The sequence below is a fragment of the Novosphingobium sp. FG90 genome (genome assembly GCF_057808725.1).
Map to the genome: position 1 here is coordinate 101026 of NZ_JBMDIO010000011.1, position 20964 is coordinate 121989.

Below are 20964 nucleotides of genomic sequence, written 5' to 3' on the forward strand. Positions count from 1 at the left end.
ATGCGGGTCGCATCCACCGGGGATTACTGCGAAAAAGTTGCCGAAGTGCTATTGTGTGTGTCCGTGGCGGTCAAGGCGGGCAGCGACAGGTGGAGGCTGTTCGCAACTCGCTGGAGCGTACCTCCGGCTGCGGAGGCCTCGGCTGCGGCAAGGCGCAGGGTGAAGCCGATTCCGAACATGCCCGCCGCTAGCGACTGGCCACGTTCGCCGGAAATCGGATCGAAGAGCGCTTCGGAGTCGCGTTCGGCAAGCACTGCGGGAAGCGTGACCGACAGTTCGATCATTGCGCCTTTGGTGTCGGCGTGCTGGGTCCAGCGCAAGTCGAGCGTTTCGCCCGGCGCCGTCGATCCGGCGAGGGCGGCGAACAGGCGCCAGACCAGTCGTTCCACCTCGGTGCGCGCGATGCGGACGGGCAAGGTCGTGGCGGATGGGTCGGCGAGCATCGAGAAGCCGCTGCCGCGCGGTTCCGTCCAGGCGCGTAGCCTCACGATCGTCTGGGCGAGCACGCGGGCGAGATCGCACTCGCCATCCTCGAGCGGCATCGCATTCGATTCGAGCTTCACCAGCCGGTCAAGCTCCTCGAACCCGGCGAGGATATGCGCGCAGTCACCGGCGATGGCAGCGGCCAGTGCGCGATATTCGTGCGGGGCCGGGCCGTAGAGCTGCTGCTGGATGATCTCGGCTGCGACCTGGATCGCGTTGGCGGGCGTGCGCAACTCGTGGAGCACTTCGCGCATGCGGTCGGCCTCGGCGTGAGGGGAGACCGGCGCGGCGGGAATCTCGGCAGGAGCTGAGAGACGGCGCAAGCGGCCGCAGTATCCGGTGAAGCGACCGTGCTCGAAGCGGGCCACGGCATCGACCTGCCAGACACCGCTGACTGCAGGCGCCCCGGTGACGGTGATACGGGCGGCACGCAGCGGCATGCGTTGCTGCATGGTATGAGCGACCTGAGGTGCCTGCGGGTCATGCGTCCCGAGGGATAGGCCGATCACCGAAGGCGCATGCGGACCGTCGGCCCAGTCGATGCGACCTTCTACTCCGGTGGTGAAGTCGATGGCGGCGGCCAGGCGCTGCGGTGCGGGCGCGGCGTTGTCGCCAAGCGGCAGGCGCGGTGAATCGGCATGGACCTCGGGCGACCCCTTGGCCTCGCGCGCCTTGCGGAATTCCTCAATGCGGCGGACGATCGCCCCGATCCCGGCCTCACGCGGGCTTGATGCGGGATCGGCGGCAACCTTATGCTGCAGGTCCTTGTGCTGCTGCGCGGCCCGCGCGCGTGCCCATTCGCTTAGCGAGGTGGGCGGGGGCGGGGCGTCTGCCCCGTCGTCCGCCATATCGAGAAGCTCGAGCACGTCTTCCGACATGTCCTGATCTACAGCGATATTGCCTGTCGGGCGTTGGAGGCGCGGCTGCGGCATCTCGGGCAGCGGATCTTCAGGCAGTGGTTCGGCGAGGCCGGAAGGAAGACCGCGATCGTGCACGCCCAACTGCCCCAGCAGGGCCTCGACTTGCGCGGACAAGTCACGACGGTGGCGCAAAATGCCGCGTGCGCGCACGGGCAGTCGCGGGATCAGCGCCAGCCACTCGGCGTCGTCGAGGCGGGCCGCGGCGATGCCGGCGCAGGCAACATCAGGTTCGGCCTCGGCCAGCCAGGCCAGCAGGCGCGGGTTGGACATCGGTTGCAGCGGCTGGCGCAGCAATCGCGCACGATCCGCGGCAGGCAGTTCACGACCCAGTTGTGCCAGCCGGTCGAAGGCCGCCTCCACCGTCTCGCTCGTTTCCTGCGAATCGGTCGCACGTCCGAGAATGTCGACGAGCTGCCGGAACTGTATCCGCGCGAGACTGTCCCCCGAGGAAGGCAGGCGCAGGACAGTGGCAAGGCGATCGTCGAAATGCATTCCATCTCCAGACGCGAAAGGCGCGCCTCGGGTTACGTGGCAGATTCGGTCCTATGCCCGCGTGATGTTTACCATAAGGAAAACACCGGGTCGCTTTTTCGTAGCAAAGTGCGTCGGGATCGAAAGAGCCGAGTTTCGGCCGTTGCAAAGCGGGACGATTACGCTATGGGCTAATAATATTACGGCGCGCTCGCATTTTCGATGTAGATGTTGCAATAAGGCGAGGCGAGAGGCGTGTGCCTGGGGAATTTGAATGATCAATCTCGATGAAATCGACCGTCGGCTGCTGGCGGAACTGCAGGCGGAAGGTCGCATCACCAATGTCGAACTGGCCCAGCGCGTTGGTCTGACCGCGCCGCCGTGCCTGCGCCGCGTGCGCAGCCTTGAAGAAGCGGGTGTGATCCAGGGCTATCACGCCGATCTGGACGCATCGAAACTGGGCTTCACCATCACCGTCTTCGCGCTGGTCAGCCTCAAGAGTCAGGCGGAGGAATCTCTGCGCGCCTTCGAGGACCATATGAAGGGCCTGCCCGAAGTGCGTGAGTGCCACATGCTCAACGGTGAGATCGACTTCATCCTGAAGATCGTCAGCCGTGACCTGCAGAGCTTCCAGGAATTCCTCACCAGCAAGCTGACGCCCGCGCCCAACGTGGACAGCGTCAAGACCTCGCTGACGATCCGCACCGCCAAGAGCACCCCGGGCGTTCCGCTGGGCTGAGGCTGCAGCGATGCGCGTGACGGGACGGTCGAAACGTACACCGCTGCTCGTGGCGGCGGTCGCGGTGCTTGTGGTGGTGAACGCCTGGTGGTTCTGGCCGCGCGGCGATGGGCAGGACGCGGCGGCGTTCCAACTTGCCGACAGTCGCGACTACGGGCGCGGTGCGGCAGCGGCGGGGATCACGCGCGCGGACATAGATGTCGCGCCGTTCTATGACCCTGCTGCCGATCGCTGGACGGTGCAGGGCAAGCCGGTCGCCGATCTTCATGGACATATGCTGCCTGCAGAACCGCGCGGCGGGCGCCCCGCTTTCGTCATAGCGGGATTGGCGCAGCGGGCGAGCACCGAGGTTGTGCGCAAGGCGCTCCTCAATCTGACCGGGCAGGGCATCTGCCTTGTGGCGCTGCCGGATGCGGTCGATCCGCTGGGCGTGTCGATGCACCGGATCGTTGCGGTTCGCGATGGCCGGGGGGAACTGCATCCCTGCAAGGGGTGATGCCGCAGTATTGAGCCCGTCATCCCAGCGAAGGCTGGGACCGCTCTCGTCAGAGCGCAAGGTATCGGCAGGGCTTCCGCAAAACCCGCATTGCCCTGTCTATAGGGCGTGACATGGTCATAGCGGTCCCAGCCTTCGCTGGGATGACGACTGCGCTGCCGCTCAGAGCTCCGCGGCTGCCTCCAGCGCCAGCATGTAGCTCTGCGCGCCGAACCCGGCGATCGTGCCCTTTGCCGCCATACCGACCCATGACTTGTGCCGGAAGTCTTCGCGCGTGTGCGGGTTGGAGAGATGAACCTCGATCACCGGCGGGGTGATCGAGCGGATTGCGTCGAGCAGCGCCACCGATGTATGAGTGTAGGCCCCGGCGTTCAGCAGCACTGCGTGGGCGCCCGCGTCCTCGGCCTCGTGCAGCCAGTCGACGAGGTCGCCTTCGTGGTTTGACTGGAATAGCACGACACTCAGCCCCAACGCCTTGCCACGCTTTTCCAGCATCGCGCCGATGTCGTCGAGGGTCTGCGATCCGTAGATCGCCGGCTCGCGCTTGCCCAGCCGGTTGAGGTTGGGGCCGTTGAGCACGTAGACCAGCTTATCCGTCATGGGCTTGAATACCTTCCGCCAATGTAGCGCGATGTGTGTGGCGCGAGGTTTAGCGGGACGGGCACAGGGCGCAAGCCTACCGGACGATGCCAATTCCGGGATCGGGGGCGGCCGGGGCATTGGGAGCGCCGGCCGGCAAGGGCGCCGGTGCCGAGACGGCGCGCGCAGGAGAACTGTCCGGTCTGTCGTCCTTGGACGGGGTCTCGTCGCTTGCTGGCGCATCGCCGCCGTAGAAGGCGGCGAGCTTCGCCTCGCGCTCGGCCTTGGCGCGGGCCTTGGCCTCTGCGGCGGCGGCGTCGACATCGACGCCGCTCTCGGTCGGTGCGGGCGCAGGTGGCTGGCTGCAGCCCGCTAGCGCGGGAAGCGCGGCAAGGCCGAGCAGGGCCTTGCCGAGCGGACGATGGAGGATGGAGCGCACGATCATGCACGCAAGATAGCGCGAAAGCGTTAGCGTTTCGCTTACCGATCGGACCCCTTGGTCTTGCCCCACTGACGCATTGCCGAGTAGCCGAGGTAACCGGTGCCGAAAAGCGCGTAGAGCGGCTCCGGGATCCCTGCGAGATATCCGTTCATCCCCGCTCCGATGGCTTCTGCGAGCCCCGGATTGAACGCCGCGACCACGCCCATCGGCAAGGCCCAGAGGATCACGAGGTACATCACGTAGAGAAAGCTGGGCCTTGCGCGGCTGGTCCAGGGGTCGGCGCTGTTCGCCTCGGCGACGATGGCCGAGAGGCTGGCCTGCAGCATCTCGAGTTCCTGCGTGTTTTCGAGCTTGAGCAGTTCCAGCTTGGCGCGGTCGCGGGCCTCGGGGTCAGGAACCACCTTGTCGATGATGCGGGTGACGGGGCCGAGCAGCGAATCGAGGAGGGCCATGGCAGGATCCTTTACCAGAGTGATCCGCTTTCAAATGACCATATCGGTTCGTGTAGGAAAATGAATTCTTGGCCGCGGGCCGTTGCCTATCGCCGCTGCGCAGGCTCGCACATCGAACCGGCTTCTTTCGCCAGCGCAAAATCTCCGGCTCTGAGCGCCGCTTTGCGCGCATCAGAGCATTTGCCATCGGCGATCAGCGCGCCAACTTCCTCGCGAAGACCCTGTTCCTGCCGGATCGCTTCGCGCTCCTCATTCTTGTCGCGCAGGCGCTCGACTTCCTGAAAGCCCGAGTATCGCTGCTGGGCCGGATTGTCGCCCATGGTCCGGCTGGTCGTGCACGATGTGACGTTGCCGAGGCGATAACACGAAGCAGTCTGCGCCATGGCAGGAAAGGTCGCAAAGGTGGCCAGCCCGAAGGCAGCGACTGCAAGTGAGAGCTTCATGTTCACCCCGACATGTCAGACCATGGAGGCTTCTGGAATGGCTGGGGAAGTTTGCTCGGTCAAGCATAGCGCGGCGATGAAAGGTCTCGATGACAGCCAATGTCATCGCCGGATTATCCGCGCCAAAACGAAAAACGCCGTCTCCCGCGCGAAGCAGGAGACGGCGTTTTTGATTGGTCGGGACGAGAGGATTCGAACCTCCGACCCCCACACCCCCAGTGTGATGCGCTACCAGGCTGCGCTACGTCCCGACCGGAGCGCGGCCTATAGGCAGGTCTTTCAGGATGCGCAAGCGCCTGCCGCATAGTTTTTCGCCGCCGCTGCCTCTCGGTTGAACGCGGGGGCGGCATCCTATCTGCTGCGATGACAGTGGGGGAAGCCTGCGGTGCCGCGCGTTGCCAGCGCTGCGCTTTATTGCTAACCGCCCGCATCCGTTCGCGCGCGTCCGATGGAATTTTCCACAGGCGGGCGCGGCACCGGTCGGCATACGATTCGCCGTCCGACACGCGACACGAGAAGGCCCATCATTTCCATGCAGACCTCGATCCTTGCCCAGCTTGCCGCAGCCGCACCCGCCGGTGCGCCGCCGGCCTGGATGACCTACCTGCCGTTCGTGGCGATGGCCGCGATCTTCTGGTTCCTCATCCTGCGCCCGCAGATGAAGCAGCAGAAGGAGCAGAAGAACAAGCTGGCGGCGCTCAAGAAGGGTGACGAAGTGCTCACCGGCGGCGGTCTGATCGGCAAGATCGTCAAGGTCGACGAGAACTACGTCGAGGTCGAACTGGGGCAGGGCGTGAAGGTGAAGGCGCTCAAGTCCACGATTGTGGACGTGATCCCGCCCGCCGGCTCGAAGCCCGCGAACGACTGAACGCCGGCAGGCGACTGACCACACGCTCTTTTCCAAGGCGAACAGGCGATGCTTGAATTCTCGATCTGGAAGAAGATCTGGTACTGGGGGCTGGCGTTCGTGCTCTGCCTGCTCTCGGTGCCGACGCTGCTTTCGTTCACCAATGTCCATCTGCCCGAAGGCGTGCCTGCGCCCAAGGTCAACCTCGGCCTCGACCTTGCGGGCGGCTCGCGCCTGCTGCTGGAGGCGGATCGCAACCAGGTCATCCAGCAGCGTCTGGAAGGCATGGAGGAATCGGTCCGCACCAAGCTGGGCGCCGCCGAGCCGCGTATCGCAATCGGCGATGTGTCGAGCCGGGGCGGTCGCCTGACCTTCACCGTGCGCGATACCACGCAGGTCGATGCCGCGCGCGAGGCGTTGCTGCCGCTGACCAATGGCGCCGGGCTGACCGGCCAGCGCGACTGGGACATCCAGGTCGTCAACGGCAACCAGTTCGTGCTGGCGCCGACTTCGGCGGGCATCGACCTGGAAGTCAGCAACGCGATGGACACCGCCGTCGAAGTTGTGCGCAAGCGCATCGACGCGCTGGGCACCAAGGAGCCGGATATTCGCCGTCTGGGCGGCACCCGCATCGATGTGCAGGTGCCCGGCCTGCAGGACCCGGCGGCGCTCAAGGCGCTGCTCGGCCAGACCGCCAAGCTCGAATTCAAGATGGTCGACGACAGCGCCTCGCAGGCTGATCTGGCTCAGGGCATTGCGCCTCCGGGCAGCGAGATCGTGCCTTATGCCGAGGGCATGGCCGAAGGTCAGAGCCCGGTCATCGCCGTCAAGCGTCTCGGCGGCATCACCGGCGACCAGCTGACGAACGCCAAGCAGGGCTTCGAGCAGCAGACCAACCGTGCGGTGGTGAACATCACCTTCAACCAGCAGGGCGGCGAGAAGTTCGCGGCGCTGACCAGCGCCAATGTCGGCAAGCGCTTTGCCATCATCCTCGACGGCAAGGTGCTCTCGGCGCCTTCGATCAACGAGCCGATCATGGGTGGCAGCGCCCAGATTTCCGGTAGCTTCACGACGAAGTCGGCGACGCAGCTGGCGATCGCGCTGCGTTCGGGCGCACTGCCCGTTGACCTCAAGGTCGTCGAGGAGCGCACCGTGGGTGCGGACCTTGGCGCTGATGCGATCCACAAGGGCGCGGTGGCGATGGCCGTCGGCACCCTCGCGCTGGTGATCTTCATCATCCTGACATACGGCCGCTTCGGCATCTATGCCTGCATCTGCGCGCTGGCGATCAACATCCTGATGATCCTGGGCGTCATGGCGGTCTTCGGCACCACGCTGACGCTGCCGGGCATCGCCGGCTTCGTGCTGACGCTGGGCGCGGCGGTGGACGCCAACGTGCTCATCAACGAGCGCATTCGCGAGGAACGGTCCAAGGGCCGCCGCGTGGTGCAGTCGGTGGAACTGGGCTACAAGGAAGCAAGCCGCGCGATCTTCGACGCCAACATCACCAACTCGATCGCGGCGCTGCTGATGTTCGCGTTCGGCTCGGGTCCGGTGCGCGGCTTCGCGGTCGTGCTGATGATCGGCATCGTCACTTCGGTGTTCACCGCCGTGACCCTGACCCGCATGTGGGTTGCCGGATGGCTGCGCAAGGCGCGCCCGTCCGATCTCAACCTGTAAGCGCGGAGAGACACAATGAAGCTCCTGAAGCTTATTCCCGACAACACCAACATCCACTTCCTCAAGTGGCAGTGGCCGTTCTTCATCAGCAACATCGTTCTGATGGTGGCGTCGGTGGTGCTGCTGTTCACGCATGGGCTGAACCTGGGCGTCGACTTCGTCGGCGGCCAGATGATCCGCGTGACTTTCGAGCGCAGCGCGACTGCGCCGGTGGCGGAACTGACCAAGGCGGTCGACAAGCTCGGTTATGGTGAGCCGGTGGTGCAGACCTTCGGCAAGCCGAACGAAGTCTCGCTCCGCATGAAGCTGCCCGAGGGCACCGAAGCGCAGCCGCAGCTGGCCGACGCGATGGCGCAGAAGATCACCGCCGACGTCAAGAAGACCTTCCCCGATGCGCGCATCGACGGCGTCGATTCGGTCTCGGGCAAGGTCTCGGGCGAACTGCTCAAGACCGGCGTGCTGGCGCTGAGCCTGGCGATGCTGTGCATCTCGATCTACATATGGGTGCGCTTCGAGTGGCAGTTCGCAGCCGGTGCGCTGTTCGCGCTGATCCAGGACATCCTGCTGACGGTAGGCATGTTCTCGCTGACGCAGATGGAGTTCGACCTCAACATCGTGGCCGCGCTGCTGACGCTGCTGGGTTATTCGCTGAACGACAAGATCGTGGTCTACGACCGCATTCGCGAGAACCTCAAGAAGCACCGCCGCATGCCTATGGCCGAACTGCTCGACCTTTCGGTGAACGAGACGCTGTCGCGCACGGTGGTGACCTCGTTGTCGATCCTGATCATGCTGGTGGCGCTGCTGGTGCTGGGTCCGGACGTGATATTCGGCTTCACCGCCGCGATCACGCTGGGCATCTTCATCGGTACGTACAGCTCGATCTTCATGTCGGCGCCGATCCTGATCTGGCTGGGCGTGAAGTCGGACAGCTTCGTCCAGACCGAATCGGCGATCGACCGTCAGGAGCGTCTGGCCCGCGAGCGCGGCCAACCGCAGCCCTGATCTTCCTCGGCGGCTAGAGAAAAGGCCCGTCCCGCGCGATGCGGGGCGGGCCTTTTCGTTGCGGTTCGCTATAGCGGATCAGGTTTGGAGAATACGATGAGCAATCCGTCGAAGGCGTGGGACGCGCCGCAAGTGCGCAAATGGCTGGAGCGCCGGTTCGAAGCGGCGAAACTCGACCAGGCGGACGCCGACAGGCGCGGCTACGAGGCGCAGGACGACTACGACAAGGCAGCGGCCGAGGAATGGGTCTGCCGGACGCTGAAGGCGGCGGACTGCGTGGACGACCAGACCGCCTTCGCCGCGCGGATCAAGGAACTGATCGCTGAGGACGAATACCGGGTGACGGGCATCTATGACGATGCCCGGTTCCAGCGGAATGTTCGCGGCCAGCTGCGCAAGCTGGCCAAGATGACCAAGGCTAACGAAGGATTCGAAAAGACGCTGCGGTATCAGTAACGCGCGGCGCTGATCAGCTCTTCGTCAGCGCCTTGGCCACGCTCACGAACTCCGCGACCGACAGCGTTTCGGCCCGGCGCTGGGCGTCGATACCGAGGGCTTCCAGCGCATCCAGTGCGCCGGGCACGCCCTTGAGGCTCTGGCGCAGCATCTTGCGGCGCTGGCCGAAGGCGCCCTCGGTCACGCGCTCCAGCACGCGCATGGAAACGCCCTCGGGGGCTTCGCCGGGCACGACGTGGACGATCGCCGACATGACCTTGGGCGGCGGGGTGAAGGCGCTGCGATGCACCTTCATCGCCAGCTTCGCCTTCGAGCGCCACTGCGCCAGCACCGCAAGACGGCCATAGGCGGAGGTGTCCGGCTCAGCGACGATGCGGCGGGCGACTTCCTCCTGGAACATCAGCGTCAGCGAGGCCCACTGCGGCGGCCATGCCTCTCCCGATAGCCAGCCGGTGAACAGCGCCGTGCCGACGTTGTAGGGCAGGTTGGATAGGATGTGATACTCGCCCGCGAACAGCGTCTTCGGGTCGATCTTGAGCGCGTCGCCCTCGATCACCTTGAGCTTGCCGGGAAATGCTTCGGCCAGTTCGGCGAGCGCGGGCAGGCAGCGGCGGTCCATCTCGATTGCGGTGACGTTCGCGCCCGCACGCAGCAGCGCGCGGGTCAGGCCGCCGGGGCCGGGGCCGACTTCGAGCACGTCCTTGCCGTCCAGCGATCCGGGGATCGCGGCGATGCGGTCGAGCAGTTGCTCATCGAACAGAAAGTTCTGGCCGAGCGCCTTGGAGGCCGAGAGCCCGTGGCGGGCGATGACTTCGCGCAAGGGGGGGAGGGTGGTCATTCGGAAACGCTCTTCCACCCATGAGCGGGTACGCGAGGACGATGGAGGCTGGTCATGCGGCTCTCCGCGCGGCGCATTCGCCGGCCATACGGATCGCTGCGATCATCGCGCCGGCGCTCGCGATGCCCTTGCCCGCGATGGCGAAGGCGGTGCCATGGTCGGGCGAGGTGCGCACGATCGGCAGGCCGAGCGTGACGTTCACGCCCTGATCGAAGTCGAGCGTCTTGATCGGGATCAGCGCCTGATCGTGGTACATGCACAGGGCCACGTCGTAGCCCTCGCGCGCGTGCGCGGCGAAGAGTGCGTCGGCGGGATGCGGGCCGGTGACGGCAAGCCCCTCGGCCTGCAGGGCGGCGATGGCGGGGACGATGACGTCGCGGTCCTCGGTGCCCATGCGGCCGTCCTCGCCCGCGTGGGGGTTGAGGCCGGTCACCGCGATCCGCGCCGACGGCAGGCCGAAATCGCGGGCCAGCGCGCGGGCGACGATGCGGGCCTTGCTCTCGATGAGGTTTCGCGTGACGAGGCCCGGCACGGCCGACAGCGCCTCGTGGACGGTCAGCGGGACGGTGCGCACCGAGGGACCGGCGAGCATCATCACGGCCGCCTCATGGGGGAGGCCGCAGGCGTCGGCGAGGAATTCCGTCTGGCCGGGCTGGGTGAAGCCGACTGCGGCCAGCTTCGACTTGGCGATCGGGCCGGTGACCACGCCGCCCGCCTCGCCCGACAGCGCGAGCGCGGTGGCCTTGGTCAGCGAGTGCAGGGCGAGCGCCGCGCCTTCGATGGTCGGTTCGCCGAATGCCGGGGCACAGTCCTCGTCGCCCAGCACGGGCAGGGCCGAGCCGAATACGCTTGCCGCTTCACCAGGCGCCGAGATCGACGCGACAGGCAGGTCGATCCCGCGCGTCGCCGCTGCTGCGCGCAGGACAGCCGCGCCGCCTACGACGAAGAACGGCGCGAGGGCCATTTCCCTGCGCCGCATCCAGCTTTCGGCAATCACTTCGGGGGCGATCCCGGCGGGATCGCCCAAAGACACGGCGAGTGGGGCCGTCATAGTCCGATCAGTTGTATTCGATGACGGCGTCACGGCGCAGGTCGCGCAGGTAGGTCTGCGCGCGCTTGTTGACGCGGTCGTCCTCGAGCTGGGCCTGAAGCTGCTCGAAGCTCGGGCCGCTCTCGGTCTGGGGGTCGTCGCGGCCGCAGAGCATGAGGATGCGCACGCCGTCCTCCAGCGAGCCGAACGGCGGCAGCGTCTCGCCGGGCGAAAGCTGCAGGATCGAGTTCTGGATCTGCGCCGGAAGGTCGCGCGCCTTGACCTGATCGTTGGTGACGACTTGTGCGCCGAGACCCTTGGCCACGCCGTCCACGTCGCCGCAGCCCTTGGCCGCCTTCATCGCGGTCGAGAAGGCTTCGGCGCGCTTGCCGGCCTCGGCCTCGCTCACGCCCTTGGGGAAGGGCAGCGAGATCTGCTTGAGCGCGAGGATCGCGTCGCGCGGATCGGCGGTGAGGACCTGACGCTTGTCGATCAGGTAGAGGATGTCGAAGCCGCCGGGAACTTCGATCGGGCCGACCAGCTGGCCGGATTCCATGTCGCGGGCGACGGCCTGCAGTTCGGTGGGCAACTGCGCAAGGCGCACCCAGCCGAGATCGCCGCCGACCGATGCAGTGCTCGCCTGCGAGTACTGGCGGGCATAGGCGACGAAGCTGCCACCCTGCTTGAGTTGCTGCACGATCTGCGTGGCGTTCTGGTAGACCTGATCGCGCGCCTCGGGCGAGGCGGCGAGGTAGATCTCTCCCAGCCGGTATTCGTCAGTGCCCTTGGCGGCCTTGAGGCGGGCCAGCACGTCGTTCACTTCGTCGTCGGAGACGTTGATGAAGGGCTGGACGTTGCGCTGGAGCAGGCGCTGCCACGAAAGTTCGCCGCGAATCTGGCGCTTGAGCGAGTCCGCCGAGGAACCGACGCGCTTGAGATAGGCGTCCATTGCGGAGGTGTTCTGGCCGAAGTTCTGCTGCGCCACGCGGGCATAGGACTGGTTGATCTCGGCGTCGTCGACCGAGACGTCAGCGGCCTTTGCCTCCTGGATCTGCAGCGTCTCGTCGATGAGGTTGCGCAGGACCTGCAGGCGCAGGCGCTTGAGTTCTTCCTCGTCGATCTTGCCCTGGTTGGCCGCGACGATGAGGGCGAGGCGCTGGTCGACGTCGGTGCCGGTGATGACATCGCCGTTCACGACGGCGGTGGCGCGGCGCATGTTCGGGTTGTCGTTGCCGAAGATCTTCACGTCGTCGGGGATCGAGATCTCGCCCTGGGGAGCGGATTGAGCATGAACGGTCAGCGCGGAAGACATCGCAGCGAGGCCGCCGACGCAAAGGAGGGCGCGCTTGAGGAACTTGCGGTTAACTGCTTGCACCGTTGTATCAATCCCGTTTTCGGCCGACCCTTGGGGCCGGCGCATCAACGGCGGGAATTCCCGAAGCCAGGAATTGCCGCCGCATTATCCAAGTCACACCTGCCGGGAGGCGGCTTAACTGAAAATGAGCACACCCGATAGCGGCTTTGCCGGAATGTGCCAATCTTTGCTCGAATGCATCACGAGTTGCACCGGAGCGCGAAGGTCTAGCCGCCCCCGCCGATGTTCTTCAGTGCAAAGCCCAGCTGGAACGAGTCGCCACGCTTCACGTCGCCGAGAGCCACGTAGTCGCGGCGCCAGGTCAACGAAATCTGGACGCAGTCGTCTTCGTAGGCCGCCCCGAAGCGCGTCCGCAGCGGCTGGAAACCGTTGGAGCCGAATTCCGGGTTGTCCTTGCGGCTGGTCATGTTGACGACGGCCGAGCCGAACATCGACCAGTAGCGCGCAAAGGCGATGCGGCCTGCGGCGCGCAGTTCCTCGCGGTCCTGCAAGTCCTCGATATCGTTGACGATATTGCGGTTGAGGCGGGTGTAACCCAGTTCCAGATAGCTCTGGGTGTTGCCGATCACCGCGTCGAATTCGTTGCGGCGAACGGCCATCGTGTCCTTGTCCACGCGGAAGCGGTGGATGAAGTTCAGGAAGTCCCGGTAACGGATCTCGGTGCGTCCGACGATGTCGGAGGTCTTGTTGGAGAGGCCGGTGCCGTCGGGCAGCACGGTGTTCTGGTTGCTGAGGCGCACCGACTGGCCAACCGTGGTCTTGATCTTCCACCGCGGGCGCTCGAACTGCCAGTCGAAGCCATAGGTGAAGCGCACGCCGTCCTCGACCCGGTCGTAGCCCGGAAAGCGGTTGAGCGCGAAGAGGTTGCCGGTGTCGAGATCGACCGCGCGCGAATCCTCGTTGGGGATCGCCAGGTTCTTGACGTGCGGCGAGGCGACCAGCTGGACACGCGGGGTCAGCACCTGGGTGCCGCCGAACACCTGCCCGACCAGCGGCCATTTCACATCGACCGCAGCCGTGGCGATGCCGCGCTCCTGCCAGCCGGCGAGGCCGCGATAGAGGTCCTCGGTCGTCAGGGCATTGTCGGAGGAATGATAGACGTCGCCGCGCACGAGGCCGGTGAAGGTGATTTCCTGCCCCATGCGGGTCAGCTGCCGCAACGACCATTGCGCACTGGCGAAGGCGCGCTGGGTGTCCTGCCCGTCGGTCCGGCTGATGTTCAGCGAGTTGGCCTGCAGTTCGAACTTCCCGCCGAGCACGGGATCGTCGATGCGGCGGCGATAGTCGATCATCGGCAGCGCCACGGGGATCAGGCCCTGGCTGCGACTGGCCACCATGGTCTGCGTGGCATAGCCCGCGATCGTGAAGTAGCTGTCCTGGTCGATCCGCTCTACTTCGACCATCGAGCGCAGGCGGTCGTCGCGGTTGTTGTCATAGCGGCGCAGGAAGGTGCGGTCGGTGGCGCGGCGGATGGAGGCGGTGACGCTCCAGTTGTCGTCGAGCTGGAACTTGCCGTTGGCGAAGATGTAGCCACGGAAAGTTCGTTCGCCGTTTGTGACTTCCTCACCCGTTCCGCTGTAGATCGGAATCCTGCTGCTCGCGGTGGCGAGGCCGGTGATCTGGTAGGCGCCCTTGTCGGTCAGCGCGCGGTACTGGATCGACGCCATCGGCGCGGCCTGGGTGAAGGCCGAGATCGTGCCGGTGAGGTCGCGATTCTCGGCGAGCTTCCAGTAGTAGGACTGCGCGATTTCAATGCCGTTCGACGGGCTCGACTTGAGGTCGGGCATCAGGAAGCCGGAGACCGCATGGCCGTCTGTACTGATGGTCAGGCCGAGCAGCGGCAGCTGCACTACGCCGAACAGCTCGATCCGGGCGTCCTTGAAGCGAACGCGCTTCTGCGTGTCGGAATAGATGACTCGGCTGGCGACGATGCGCCAGCTGGGCTTCTTGGGGCAGCCATCATCGTCGGTGACGTCGCAGCCGGTATAGGCCGCCTTGTTGAGGATGACGTCGCCGTTGGCGATCCGCTCGCCCTTGAGCGCGGCGAGCCGGCCGCCTTCGCGCATGACGAGGAGCAGGTTCTCCATCATGCCGGTCTTGAGTTCGTCGGTCAGCTCGACCTGCTCGGTGTAGAGCTGATTGCCGTCCTGATCGACCATGCGGACGTTGCCGTCGGCAAGGATCTTGCCGCTCTGGCGATTCCAGGTGACCTTGTCGGCGCGGACGGACTGGACCTGGCCCTTGTCGTCACGGCGGCGCAGGACGACGTTGCCGGTCGCGGTGACGACTTCGCTGTTCTGCTCGTACTGGACGTCGTCGGCCTCGAAGGCGACGGGCTCGGTCTCGCCGGTAGAGGTCGGCGGAGCAGCGGGGGCACCGACGATCGGGCCGGTATCGACGGGTCGGGCCACATCCTGCGCAAAAGCGGCGTGGGGTGCGCAAAACGCCGCCATTCCGAGGGCGAGCGCGTGCAGCGAAAGCGGACGCAAGCGGCGGAACGGGGCTTGCAGCGGGGTCTGCACGGCTGGGAGCATGGGTTGCCTATCGCATCGCCTGTGCCTAACTGCAATCCAGTCATGCGGTGAAGCGCACAAGATCGGCGTTTCACCGGGGAAATCCAGGAGAATCCATGAAGATCCAGTTCCTTGGCGCGGCGGATGAGTCGGCTTCAGGCGTCATCGCGCGTCTCGTCAATCAGGACGCGGTGCCTGCAGACCTCGAAGCGGTGCTGGCGGAAGGCGCGAAGCGCGCGCGTTTCACCGGCAAGGTGGGCCAGGTCTTCGAAGGCTTCGTCGAGCGCGGCGGCAAAGCCGTGCGCGTGGCGCTGGCCGGTATCGGCGAGGCTTCGGCCAAGGATCGCAAGGCTGCGGTGGAAAAGGCTGGCGCAGCCGTCGTCGCCAAGTACCTCACCAGCGGCGAGACGGCGCTGACGCTCGACGTCACCGGCGCGGGTCTTTCGGCCGAGGAAGCGGCAGGCGCACTGCTTGGCGCGCATCTCCGTTCGTGGCGCCATGACGTCTACCGCACCAAGCTGGCCGCCGATGCAAAGCCGACCCTTGCCGAAGTCTCGCTGGTCGGCGCGCCCGAGGGCACCGAGGCGGTCTGGGAGATCGAACAGGCGATCGCGCAGGGCGTGTCGTTCACCCGTGAACTCGTCACCGAACCCGCCAACGTGATCTACCCCGAGAGCTTCGTGGAGCGCTGCAAGGCGCGCATGGAAGGTTCGGGCCTCAAGATTCGCGTGCTCGACGACAAGGAGATGGCGGCGCTCGGCATGGGCTCGCTGCTTGGTGTGGCGCAGGGTTCGGTGCGTCCCGCGCGCCTGCTCGTCATGGAGTGGCTCGGCGGTGAAGAGGGCGCGAAGCCCGTCGCCTTCGTCGGCAAGGGCGTGACCTTCGATACCGGCGGTATCAGCCTCAAGCCGCCAGCCGGCATGGAAGACATGAAGTGGGACATGGGCGGCGCCGGTGCGGTGGCCGGCACTATGCTCGCCCTCGCTCTGCGCAAGGCCAAGGCCAACGTCATCGGCGTGTGCGGCCTTGTCGAGAACATGCCGGACGGCAATGCCCAGCGTCCGGGCGACGTGGTCACCTCCATGTCGGGGCAGACCATCGAGGTCATCAACACCGACGCCGAAGGCCGCCTCGTCCTGTGCGACGCGCTGACCTGGGTGCAGCGCGAGTATAAGCCTGCCAAGGTGATCGACCTTGCGACCCTGACCGGCGCCATCATCCTCAGTCTCTCCCACGAATATGCGGGCCTGTTCTCGAACAACGACGGTCTCGCGGCTGAGTTGAACGCGGCGGGTGATGCCTCGGGCGATCGCCTCTGGCGCATGCCGATGGGGCCTGCCTACGACAAGATGATCGAAAGCCCGATCGCCGACATGAAGAACGTCGGCCCGCGCTTCGGCGGCTCGATCACGGCGGCGCAGTTCCTCCTGCGCTTCATCGAGAACGACACCCCCTGGGCGCACCTCGACATCGCGGGCACCGTGTGGACCGACAAGCCCGGCGCCACCTGGGACAAGGGCGCGACCGGCTTCGGCGTGCGCCTGCTCGATCGTTTCGTGCGCGACACGATCGAAGCCTGATCGGAAGGACGCGGCCGGGTGCAGGTCATGTTCTATGAACTCAGCCGCGACCCGGCCCATGCGGTCGTGCCGCTGCTGGCCCGGCGCATCGTCGAGGGCGGGGGGCGCGTGCTCGTAGTCTCCGCCGACGAGCAGCAGCGCGCCCGGATTTCGGCGGCGCTGTGGTCGCACCGGCCCGACGGCTTCCTCGCCAACGGCCAGACGGGCGAGGGGCATGAGGATCGCCAGCCGATCCTCCTGTCCGACATTCCCGACCCGGCGAACGGCGCCCGCTTCCTCGTCATCGCCGACGGCGTATGGTGCGAGGGCGAGGAGCCGTTCGAGCGCACCTTCTATCTCTTCGACGACGAAACGAAGCCGCAGGCGCGCGAGGTCTGGCGCGACTTGCGCGGGCGTGAAGGCGTGAAGAAGGAATACTGGGCGCAGGAAGGTGGCCGCTGGACGAAGAAGGCGGAAGAGTAAGGGGGATTCCCCCGAAGCAGCCCGCAATGCCCACCTTGCGGACATCCCCATTCCCGGCTAGGGGCGCGCGCAACAATAACGCCCCTTGTCCAAGGAATAGTCCCATGGCGGTTACCCGCACCTTTTCGATCATCAAGCCCGACGCCACCCGCCGCAACCTGACCGGCGCCGTCACCAAGATGCTCGAGGAAGCCGGCCTGCGCGTCGTCGCCTCCAAGCGCATCCAGATGTCGAAGGAACAGGCTGAGGGCTTCTACGCCGTCCACGCCGAGCGTCCGTTCTTCAACGACCTGGTTTCGTTCATGATTTCCGGCCCGGTCGTGGTGCAGGTGCTCGAAGGCGAAGACGCCGTGAAGCGTAACCGCGACATCATGGGCGCCACCAACCCCGAGAACGCCGACGCCGGCACCATCCGCAAGGAACTGGCCGAATCGATCGAAGCCAACTCGGTCCACGGTTCGGACTCGGAAGAGAACGCAGCGATCGAGATCGCCTACTTCTTCAAGCCGGAAGAGATCGTCGGCTGAAGCTGACGGTTAATTCTTGGTAACAAAGACGAAGGTCGCCGGTTTCGGCGGCCTTTTTCTTTGGCGTGCAAGCAACGCCTGCCTATCTTCCGCGCGGTTTGAATGAAGGGGTGGGTAATTGGCGAAGACGGTTTTGATAGCGGCATCCTTGTCGTTTCTTGCAGCGGTGCTGATGGCCCGCGTCGCAAGCCCGGATACCGCACCGCATGGCGGCGCGATCGAGGCCAGGGCCGCGGCGGCGCATCCCTGACGGCATGGCGCCCGCAGGTCACTCATCGGCACGGCGCTGTTCGCGTCGGAGTTTCGATTTGATCCATTGCGGCTCACTGCGGTATCCTGCCGGGCAGAGGAGATCCGCGATGCAAGGTATGGGCGAGACGGGCGAGAACTGCCCATTCGAATTCAACTTCGATGAAAAGACCTTCAAGGTCGGTGATACCGTGAGCTACCGCGTCAACGGGAGCCTCGAAGGGTTCCCCTTCGCCGGTACGCTGGTGGAGGTGCACGACGGCCACGTCCTGATCGCCGGAGATCCGCAGGACCCCGACAAGCGCTATCGCGGCACCCGCGAAAGCAGGCCGCAGGTCGATTACACGGAAATCTGACGTCATTTCCGATTTCTACCTAAGGCGGACTCAAGTCTCCGTTTACCATCAGCAGCGAGGATCGATCATGCGGGTGGCCTGAGGAGACCGCATGACTTTCCATTTCATCGCCGGCAATCGCATCGCAGCCGAATGCATCGCAGGGATGGGCGGCCTGCTGCTCATCGCATCGTGTCTGCCATCGGTCTGCCGGGCTCAGGACGGGCCGACCGGCGTGACGATCGCGGCGACCGGCGGTTCGCTGGGCATCGGACCGGAAGTGGGGTTTCGTCCCTCGCCGATCGTCGGTCTTCGAGTATCCGCGACTTTCCTCGGGTTGGGGCATGATGTCGACGTCGAGGACATCAACTATCACGGGGATCTCAAGCTGCGCTCATGGGGTGCCAATGCGGACCTCTATCCGTTCCGCAACGGATTGCGCCTCTCTGCCGGCTTTCGCGTCAGCCGCAACCGGATAGACCTGACCGCCACGCCGAACGAGGCGGTGAGGGTCGGCGAGACGGTCTACACCCCCGAAGAGATCGGCACCATCGAGGGAAAGGTCCGCGCCCGGCGCTTTGCGCCGACGTTCACGCTGGGTTATGCGAAAAATCGCGAGAGGGGCTTTGCATGGAGCGTCGATGCGGGCGTGATGCTTCACGGAACGCCCCGCACCGAGGATGTCGTCGCGACGGGGCAACTGGCGACCAATCCGCTGTTCCAGGAAGACCTTGCCCGCGAACGTGCCGAGATCGAGGACGAGGTGGACAACCATAAGGTCTATCCGATCGTCCAGATTTCGGTGGGCTACACGTTCTAGAACTGTCCGGCGGCATCCATCAAGGCGGTGAGGCGCTTGGGGGCTACCGCTCGCCATGATAGCCAGAGCCAGTCGGCGATCGCCTCCCAGTCGGTGTCGCCGCGATCGAGACGGATGCCGAGCCAGCCGTCGCCGAAATAGGCGGGGCGGAAATAGAGGTCGTCGTCCTGCTCGATCAGCATCGCCTGTTCGTCGGCGCCGCTGATCTTGACCAGCAACGCGACGCGGCCGTCACCGTGGTGGTCGGCGCTGAAGTAGGCGAACTTCTTGCCCTTCACCACGCCGAAGCAGGCCATGCCGTGACTGACCGTCTCGTCGCTCTCGGGCAGGGCGACGGCGCGTTCGCGCACTTGCTCCAGCAGCCATTCGGGCCGTGTCTCGCGCGTCACGAGGTCGGCAAGGCAGCGCGAATAGAGCTGGTGTTCGGCGATCAGCACGCGGCCCGCAAGGGTGTCGGCGGTGTCGCCGGGCAGGATCGCCACCGGCGTCTGGCCGAGGATCGGGCCGTCGTCCAGTTCCGCCGTGACAAGATGGACGGTGACGCCGCCATGGCTGTCGCCCGCCTCGATCGCGCGGTCATGCGTGTGCAGGCCGGTGTACTTGGGCAGCAGCGAGGGGTGGATGTTGACCATCCGGCCTTCCCAGCCCGCGACGAATTCCGGCGTCAGGATGCGCATGTACCCCGCCAGCGCGACCCACTGCGCGCCACTGGCGCGAATCGCCGCGTCCATCGCCGCGTCGTGCTCGGGGCGCTTCATGCCCTTGTGGCTGAGCGCAAAGGTCTTCACGCCCTCTGCTTCGGCGAGGCGCAGCCCCTTTGCTTCGGGATCGTTGGCCGCGACCAGCACGATCTCGTAAGGGCAGTCGGCCGCGCGGCTGGCATAGAGCAGCGCGGCCATGTTGGTGCCGCTTCCGGAGATCAGTACGGCGACTTTCTGGCGGGTCATTGTTCAATTCCCGAACCGTGCGTTTTCCTGAACCGTCATCCTGGAACAAGTTCAGGATGACGAAGCGAGTGAGGAGACGCGGTCTAGATCAACCGATGTGAACGGCTTCCCATGCCTCGCGCGCGGACCATGCCTCGGCCGAGCCTGCCACGGTGCAGCCCTTTTCGCCCGGCTCGATTGCGCCGATCGTGAAGACGGTTTCGCCTGCGGCTTCCAGTTCCACCTTGAGCGCTTCTGCCTCGTCCGCCGCGACCGCCAGCACCATGCCGATACCGCAGTTGAACGTGCGCGCCATCTCGCCCGGCTCGATGTTGCCCTGCGCCTGCAGGAACGCCATCAGGCGCGGCTGCGGCCACGCATCGGCGTCGATGCGGGCATGCAGGCCCTTCGGCAGCACGCGCGGAATATTCTCCAGCAGACCGCCGCCGGTGATGTGGGCGAGGGCGTGGATGCGGCCAGGTTTTCCGTCTTTGGCACGGATGAACGGCAGCAGGCTCTTCACATAGATGCGCGTCGGCGCGATCAGCGCGTCGATCAGCAGGGTGTCGGCGTCGAACAGGGCAGGGCGGTTGAGCTTCCAGCCCTTGTCCTCGGCGAGTCGGCGCACCAGCGAGTAGCCGTTGGAGTGCACGCCCGAGGAGGCGAGGCCCAGCAGCACGTCGCCCGCCGCGACCTTGTCGCCGGTGAGCTGCTCGCCGCGCTCCACCGCGCCGACGCAGAAGCCTGCGAGGTCGTAGTCGCCCGCAGCGTACATCCCCGGCATCTCGGCCGTCTCGCCGCCGATAAGGGCGCAGCCCGAGATCTTGCAGCCCTCGGCGATGCCGGCGACGACGCGCTCGGCGACGCCGTTCTCCAGCTTGCCGGTGGCGAAATAGTCGAGGAAGAACAGAGGCTCGGCGCCCTGAACGATCAGGTCGTTCACGCACATGGCGACAAGATCGATGCCGATGTGGTCGTGGCGATCGTGGTCGATCGCCAGCTTGACCTTGGTGCCGACGCCGTCGTTGGCGGCGACCAGCAGCGGGTCCTTGTAGCCCGCCGCGCGCGGATCGAAGAAGCCGCCGAAGCCTCCCAGTTCCGCGTCGGCGCCGGGGCGCGCGGTGGATTTCGCGAGCGGGGCGATGGCCTTGACCAGCGCGTTACCGGCCGCGATCGAGACGCCGGCCTGCTCGTAGCTATAGCTCTTCTGGGAGTTATCGTCGGACATGTCGGCGCGCCTAGCGCTTTGTGACTTGGATTTCCATCATCGATTGGGCACAAGGCCCCCGGTTTCGA

23 protein-coding genes and 1 tRNA gene are annotated in these 20964 nt (G+C 65.7%); 11 read left to right on the forward strand and 13 right to left on the reverse strand.

Features of this window, described 5'->3' with window-relative positions; all coding sequences use genetic code 11:
- Window positions 1-23: 23 nt before the first annotated feature.
- Window positions 24-1895 (reverse strand): sensor histidine kinase, encoded by a 1872-nt coding sequence (locus ACODRZ_RS12340; protein ID WP_488972366.1) that lies wholly within the window; start codon window positions 1893-1895, stop codon window positions 24-26.
- 253 nt (window positions 1896-2148) lie between these two features.
- Between ACODRZ_RS12340 and ACODRZ_RS12345 the strand changes: the two genes are divergently transcribed.
- Window positions 2149-2613: an Lrp/AsnC family transcriptional regulator gene (locus ACODRZ_RS12345; protein WP_103095788.1), complete on the forward strand. Its 465-nt coding sequence runs from the start codon at window positions 2149-2151 to the stop codon at window positions 2611-2613.
- A 16-nt stretch (window positions 2614-2629) separates the two neighbouring features.
- On the forward strand, window positions 2630-3109 hold the full coding sequence (locus ACODRZ_RS12350) for a hypothetical protein (protein WP_488972365.1): 480 nt from the start codon (window positions 2630-2632) through the stop codon (window positions 3107-3109).
- Window positions 3110-3271: 162 nt separating this feature from the next.
- On the opposite strand, the gene aroQ is transcribed toward ACODRZ_RS12350, so the two are convergent.
- The 5 genes from aroQ to ACODRZ_RS12375 all read right to left on the reverse strand — a co-directional run bounded on the left by aroQ (window position 3272) and on the right by ACODRZ_RS12375 (window position 5276).
- Window positions 3272-3709, reverse strand: a complete 438-nt coding sequence (gene aroQ / locus ACODRZ_RS12355) for a type II 3-dehydroquinate dehydratase (RefSeq protein ID WP_488972364.1) — start codon at window positions 3707-3709, stop codon at window positions 3272-3274.
- 76 nt (window positions 3710-3785) lie between these two features.
- Window positions 3786-4133 (reverse strand): hypothetical protein, encoded by a 348-nt coding sequence (locus ACODRZ_RS12360; protein ID WP_488972363.1) that lies wholly within the window; start codon window positions 4131-4133, stop codon window positions 3786-3788.
- Window positions 4134-4168: 35 nt separating this feature from the next.
- Window positions 4169-4582 carry a holin family protein gene (locus tag ACODRZ_RS12365; RefSeq protein ID WP_488972362.1) on the reverse strand — a complete coding sequence of 138 codons (414 nt, stop codon included), beginning with the start codon at window positions 4580-4582 and terminating at the stop codon, window positions 4169-4171.
- An 86-nt stretch (window positions 4583-4668) separates the two neighbouring features.
- Window positions 4669-5031, reverse strand: coding sequence for a hypothetical protein (locus ACODRZ_RS12370; RefSeq protein ID WP_488986204.1), 363 nt, complete (start codon window positions 5029-5031; stop codon window positions 4669-4671).
- Window positions 5032-5199: 168 nt separating this feature from the next.
- Window positions 5200-5276 (reverse strand) — tRNA-Pro (locus ACODRZ_RS12375).
- A 281-nt stretch (window positions 5277-5557) separates the two neighbouring features.
- On the opposite strand from ACODRZ_RS12375, the gene yajC reads away from it, so the two are divergent.
- The 4 genes from yajC to ACODRZ_RS12395 all read left to right on the forward strand — a co-directional run bounded on the left by yajC (window position 5558) and on the right by ACODRZ_RS12395 (window position 9013).
- Window positions 5558-5893 carry a preprotein translocase subunit YajC gene (yajC, locus tag ACODRZ_RS12380; RefSeq protein ID WP_488972360.1) on the forward strand — a complete coding sequence of 112 codons (336 nt, stop codon included), beginning with the start codon at window positions 5558-5560 and terminating at the stop codon, window positions 5891-5893.
- Window positions 5894-5941: 48 nt separating this feature from the next.
- The gene (gene secD, locus ACODRZ_RS12385; protein WP_488972359.1) at window positions 5942-7552 is read left to right on the forward strand and encodes a protein translocase subunit SecD; all 1611 of its coding nucleotides are present in this window, start codon (window positions 5942-5944) and stop codon (window positions 7550-7552) included.
- Window positions 7553-7567: 15 nt separating this feature from the next.
- On the forward strand, window positions 7568-8557 hold the full coding sequence (secF, locus tag ACODRZ_RS12390; protein WP_488972358.1) for a protein translocase subunit SecF: 990 nt from the start codon (window positions 7568-7570) through the stop codon (window positions 8555-8557).
- A 96-nt stretch (window positions 8558-8653) separates the two neighbouring features.
- Window positions 8654-9013: a hypothetical protein gene (locus ACODRZ_RS12395; RefSeq protein ID WP_008828379.1), complete on the forward strand. Its 360-nt coding sequence runs from the start codon at window positions 8654-8656 to the stop codon at window positions 9011-9013.
- A 13-nt stretch (window positions 9014-9026) separates the two neighbouring features.
- On the opposite strand, the gene rsmA is transcribed toward ACODRZ_RS12395, so the two are convergent.
- The 4 genes from rsmA to ACODRZ_RS12415 form a co-directional block, all read right to left on the reverse strand.
- The gene (rsmA, locus tag ACODRZ_RS12400; protein WP_488972357.1) at window positions 9027-9851 is read right to left on the reverse strand and encodes a 16S rRNA (adenine(1518)-N(6)/adenine(1519)-N(6))-dimethyltransferase RsmA; all 825 of its coding nucleotides are present in this window, start codon (window positions 9849-9851) and stop codon (window positions 9027-9029) included.
- Window positions 9852-9903: 52 nt separating this feature from the next.
- The gene (gene pdxA, locus ACODRZ_RS12405; RefSeq protein WP_488972356.1) at window positions 9904-10902 is read right to left on the reverse strand and encodes a 4-hydroxythreonine-4-phosphate dehydrogenase PdxA; all 999 of its coding nucleotides are present in this window, start codon (window positions 10900-10902) and stop codon (window positions 9904-9906) included.
- A 7-nt stretch (window positions 10903-10909) separates the two neighbouring features.
- A complete protein-coding gene (locus tag ACODRZ_RS12410; RefSeq protein ID WP_488972355.1) occupies window positions 10910-12256 on the reverse strand; it encodes a peptidylprolyl isomerase in 1347 nt (448 codons plus the stop codon).
- A gap of 206 nt (window positions 12257-12462) precedes the next feature.
- Window positions 12463-14790, reverse strand: coding sequence for an LPS-assembly protein LptD (locus tag ACODRZ_RS12415; protein WP_488972354.1), 2328 nt, complete (start codon window positions 14788-14790; stop codon window positions 12463-12465).
- A gap of 95 nt (window positions 14791-14885) precedes the next feature.
- Between ACODRZ_RS12415 and ACODRZ_RS12420 the strand changes: the two genes are divergently transcribed.
- The 3 genes from ACODRZ_RS12420 (at window position 14886) to ndk (ending at window position 17338) form a co-directional block, all read left to right on the forward strand.
- Entirely contained in the window at window positions 14886-16349 is a 1464-nt protein-coding gene (locus tag ACODRZ_RS12420; protein WP_488972353.1) for a leucyl aminopeptidase, read from the forward strand.
- 18 nt (window positions 16350-16367) lie between these two features.
- The gene (locus ACODRZ_RS12425) at window positions 16368-16811 is read left to right on the forward strand and encodes a DNA polymerase III subunit chi (RefSeq protein WP_488972352.1); all 444 of its coding nucleotides are present in this window, start codon (window positions 16368-16370) and stop codon (window positions 16809-16811) included.
- Between the two features lie 104 nt (window positions 16812-16915).
- Window positions 16916-17338 (forward strand): nucleoside-diphosphate kinase, encoded by a 423-nt coding sequence (gene ndk, locus ACODRZ_RS12430; RefSeq protein ID WP_036524317.1) that lies wholly within the window; start codon window positions 16916-16918, stop codon window positions 17336-17338.
- Between the two features lie 9 nt (window positions 17339-17347).
- Here ndk and ACODRZ_RS12435 read toward each other — a convergent pair whose 3' ends face one another.
- Window positions 17348-17665 (reverse strand): hypothetical protein, encoded by a 318-nt coding sequence (locus ACODRZ_RS12435; RefSeq protein ID WP_488972351.1) that lies wholly within the window; start codon window positions 17663-17665, stop codon window positions 17348-17350.
- A 32-nt stretch (window positions 17666-17697) separates the two neighbouring features.
- Here ACODRZ_RS12435 and ACODRZ_RS12440 point away from each other — a divergent pair, with 32 nt between their 5' ends.
- Both ACODRZ_RS12440 and ACODRZ_RS12445 read left to right on the forward strand, forming a co-directional pair.
- Window positions 17698-17943, forward strand: coding sequence for a hypothetical protein (locus ACODRZ_RS12440; RefSeq protein WP_488972350.1), 246 nt, complete (start codon window positions 17698-17700; stop codon window positions 17941-17943).
- Between the two features lie 91 nt (window positions 17944-18034).
- Window positions 18035-18742, forward strand: a complete 708-nt coding sequence (locus ACODRZ_RS12445) for a hypothetical protein (RefSeq protein WP_488972349.1) — start codon at window positions 18035-18037, stop codon at window positions 18740-18742.
- On the opposite strand, the gene purN is transcribed toward ACODRZ_RS12445, so the two are convergent.
- Both purN and purM read right to left on the reverse strand, forming a co-directional pair.
- A complete protein-coding gene (purN, locus tag ACODRZ_RS12450; RefSeq protein ID WP_488972348.1) occupies window positions 18739-19689 on the reverse strand; it encodes a phosphoribosylglycinamide formyltransferase in 951 nt (316 codons plus the stop codon). The two genes, ACODRZ_RS12445 and purN, sit on opposite strands and share 4 nt — an antisense overlap.
- A gap of 88 nt (window positions 19690-19777) precedes the next feature.
- A complete protein-coding gene (purM, locus tag ACODRZ_RS12455; RefSeq protein ID WP_488972347.1) occupies window positions 19778-20896 on the reverse strand; it encodes a phosphoribosylformylglycinamidine cyclo-ligase in 1119 nt (372 codons plus the stop codon).
- Between the last annotated feature and the right edge of the window lie 68 nt (window positions 20897-20964).

What these genes read in the sequence shown, in the direction of transcription:
- ACODRZ_RS12340 (WP_488972366.1), bottom strand. Translation starts at nt 1,895, where the DNA reads ATGCATTTCGACGATCGCCTTGCCACTGTCCTGCGCCTGCCTTCCTCG.
- ACODRZ_RS12345 (WP_103095788.1), top strand. Translation starts at nt 2,149, where the DNA reads ATGATCAATCTCGATGAAATCGACCGTCGGCTGCTGGCGGAACTGCAG.
- aroQ (WP_488972364.1), bottom strand. Translation starts at nt 3,709, where the DNA reads ATGACGGATAAGCTGGTCTACGTGCTCAACGGCCCCAACCTCAACCGG.
- ACODRZ_RS12360 (WP_488972363.1), bottom strand. Translation starts at nt 4,133, where the DNA reads ATGATCGTGCGCTCCATCCTCCATCGTCCGCTCGGCAAGGCCCTGCTC.
- ACODRZ_RS12365 (WP_488972362.1), bottom strand. Translation starts at nt 4,582, where the DNA reads ATGGCCCTCCTCGATTCGCTGCTCGGCCCCGTCACCCGCATCATCGAC.
- yajC (WP_488972360.1), top strand. Translation starts at nt 5,558, where the DNA reads ATGCAGACCTCGATCCTTGCCCAGCTTGCCGCAGCCGCACCCGCCGGT.
- secD (WP_488972359.1), top strand. Translation starts at nt 5,942, where the DNA reads ATGCTTGAATTCTCGATCTGGAAGAAGATCTGGTACTGGGGGCTGGCG.
- secF (WP_488972358.1), top strand. Translation starts at nt 7,568, where the DNA reads ATGAAGCTCCTGAAGCTTATTCCCGACAACACCAACATCCACTTCCTC.
- ACODRZ_RS12395 (WP_008828379.1), top strand. Translation starts at nt 8,654, where the DNA reads ATGAGCAATCCGTCGAAGGCGTGGGACGCGCCGCAAGTGCGCAAATGG.
- rsmA (WP_488972357.1), bottom strand. Translation starts at nt 9,851, where the DNA reads ATGACCACCCTCCCCCCCTTGCGCGAAGTCATCGCCCGCCACGGGCTC.
- pdxA (WP_488972356.1), bottom strand. Translation starts at nt 10,902, where the DNA reads ATGACGGCCCCACTCGCCGTGTCTTTGGGCGATCCCGCCGGGATCGCC.
- ACODRZ_RS12415 (WP_488972354.1), bottom strand. Translation starts at nt 14,790, where the DNA reads ATGCTCCCAGCCGTGCAGACCCCGCTGCAAGCCCCGTTCCGCCGCTTG.
- ACODRZ_RS12420 (WP_488972353.1), top strand. Translation starts at nt 14,886, where the DNA reads ATGAAGATCCAGTTCCTTGGCGCGGCGGATGAGTCGGCTTCAGGCGTC.
- ndk (WP_036524317.1), top strand. Translation starts at nt 16,916, where the DNA reads ATGGCGGTTACCCGCACCTTTTCGATCATCAAGCCCGACGCCACCCGC.
- ACODRZ_RS12440 (WP_488972350.1), top strand. Translation starts at nt 17,698, where the DNA reads ATGCAAGGTATGGGCGAGACGGGCGAGAACTGCCCATTCGAATTCAAC.
- ACODRZ_RS12445 (WP_488972349.1), top strand. Translation starts at nt 18,035, where the DNA reads ATGACTTTCCATTTCATCGCCGGCAATCGCATCGCAGCCGAATGCATC.
- purN (WP_488972348.1), bottom strand. Translation starts at nt 19,689, where the DNA reads ATGACCCGCCAGAAAGTCGCCGTACTGATCTCCGGAAGCGGCACCAAC.
- purM (WP_488972347.1), bottom strand. Translation starts at nt 20,896, where the DNA reads ATGTCCGACGATAACTCCCAGAAGAGCTATAGCTACGAGCAGGCCGGC.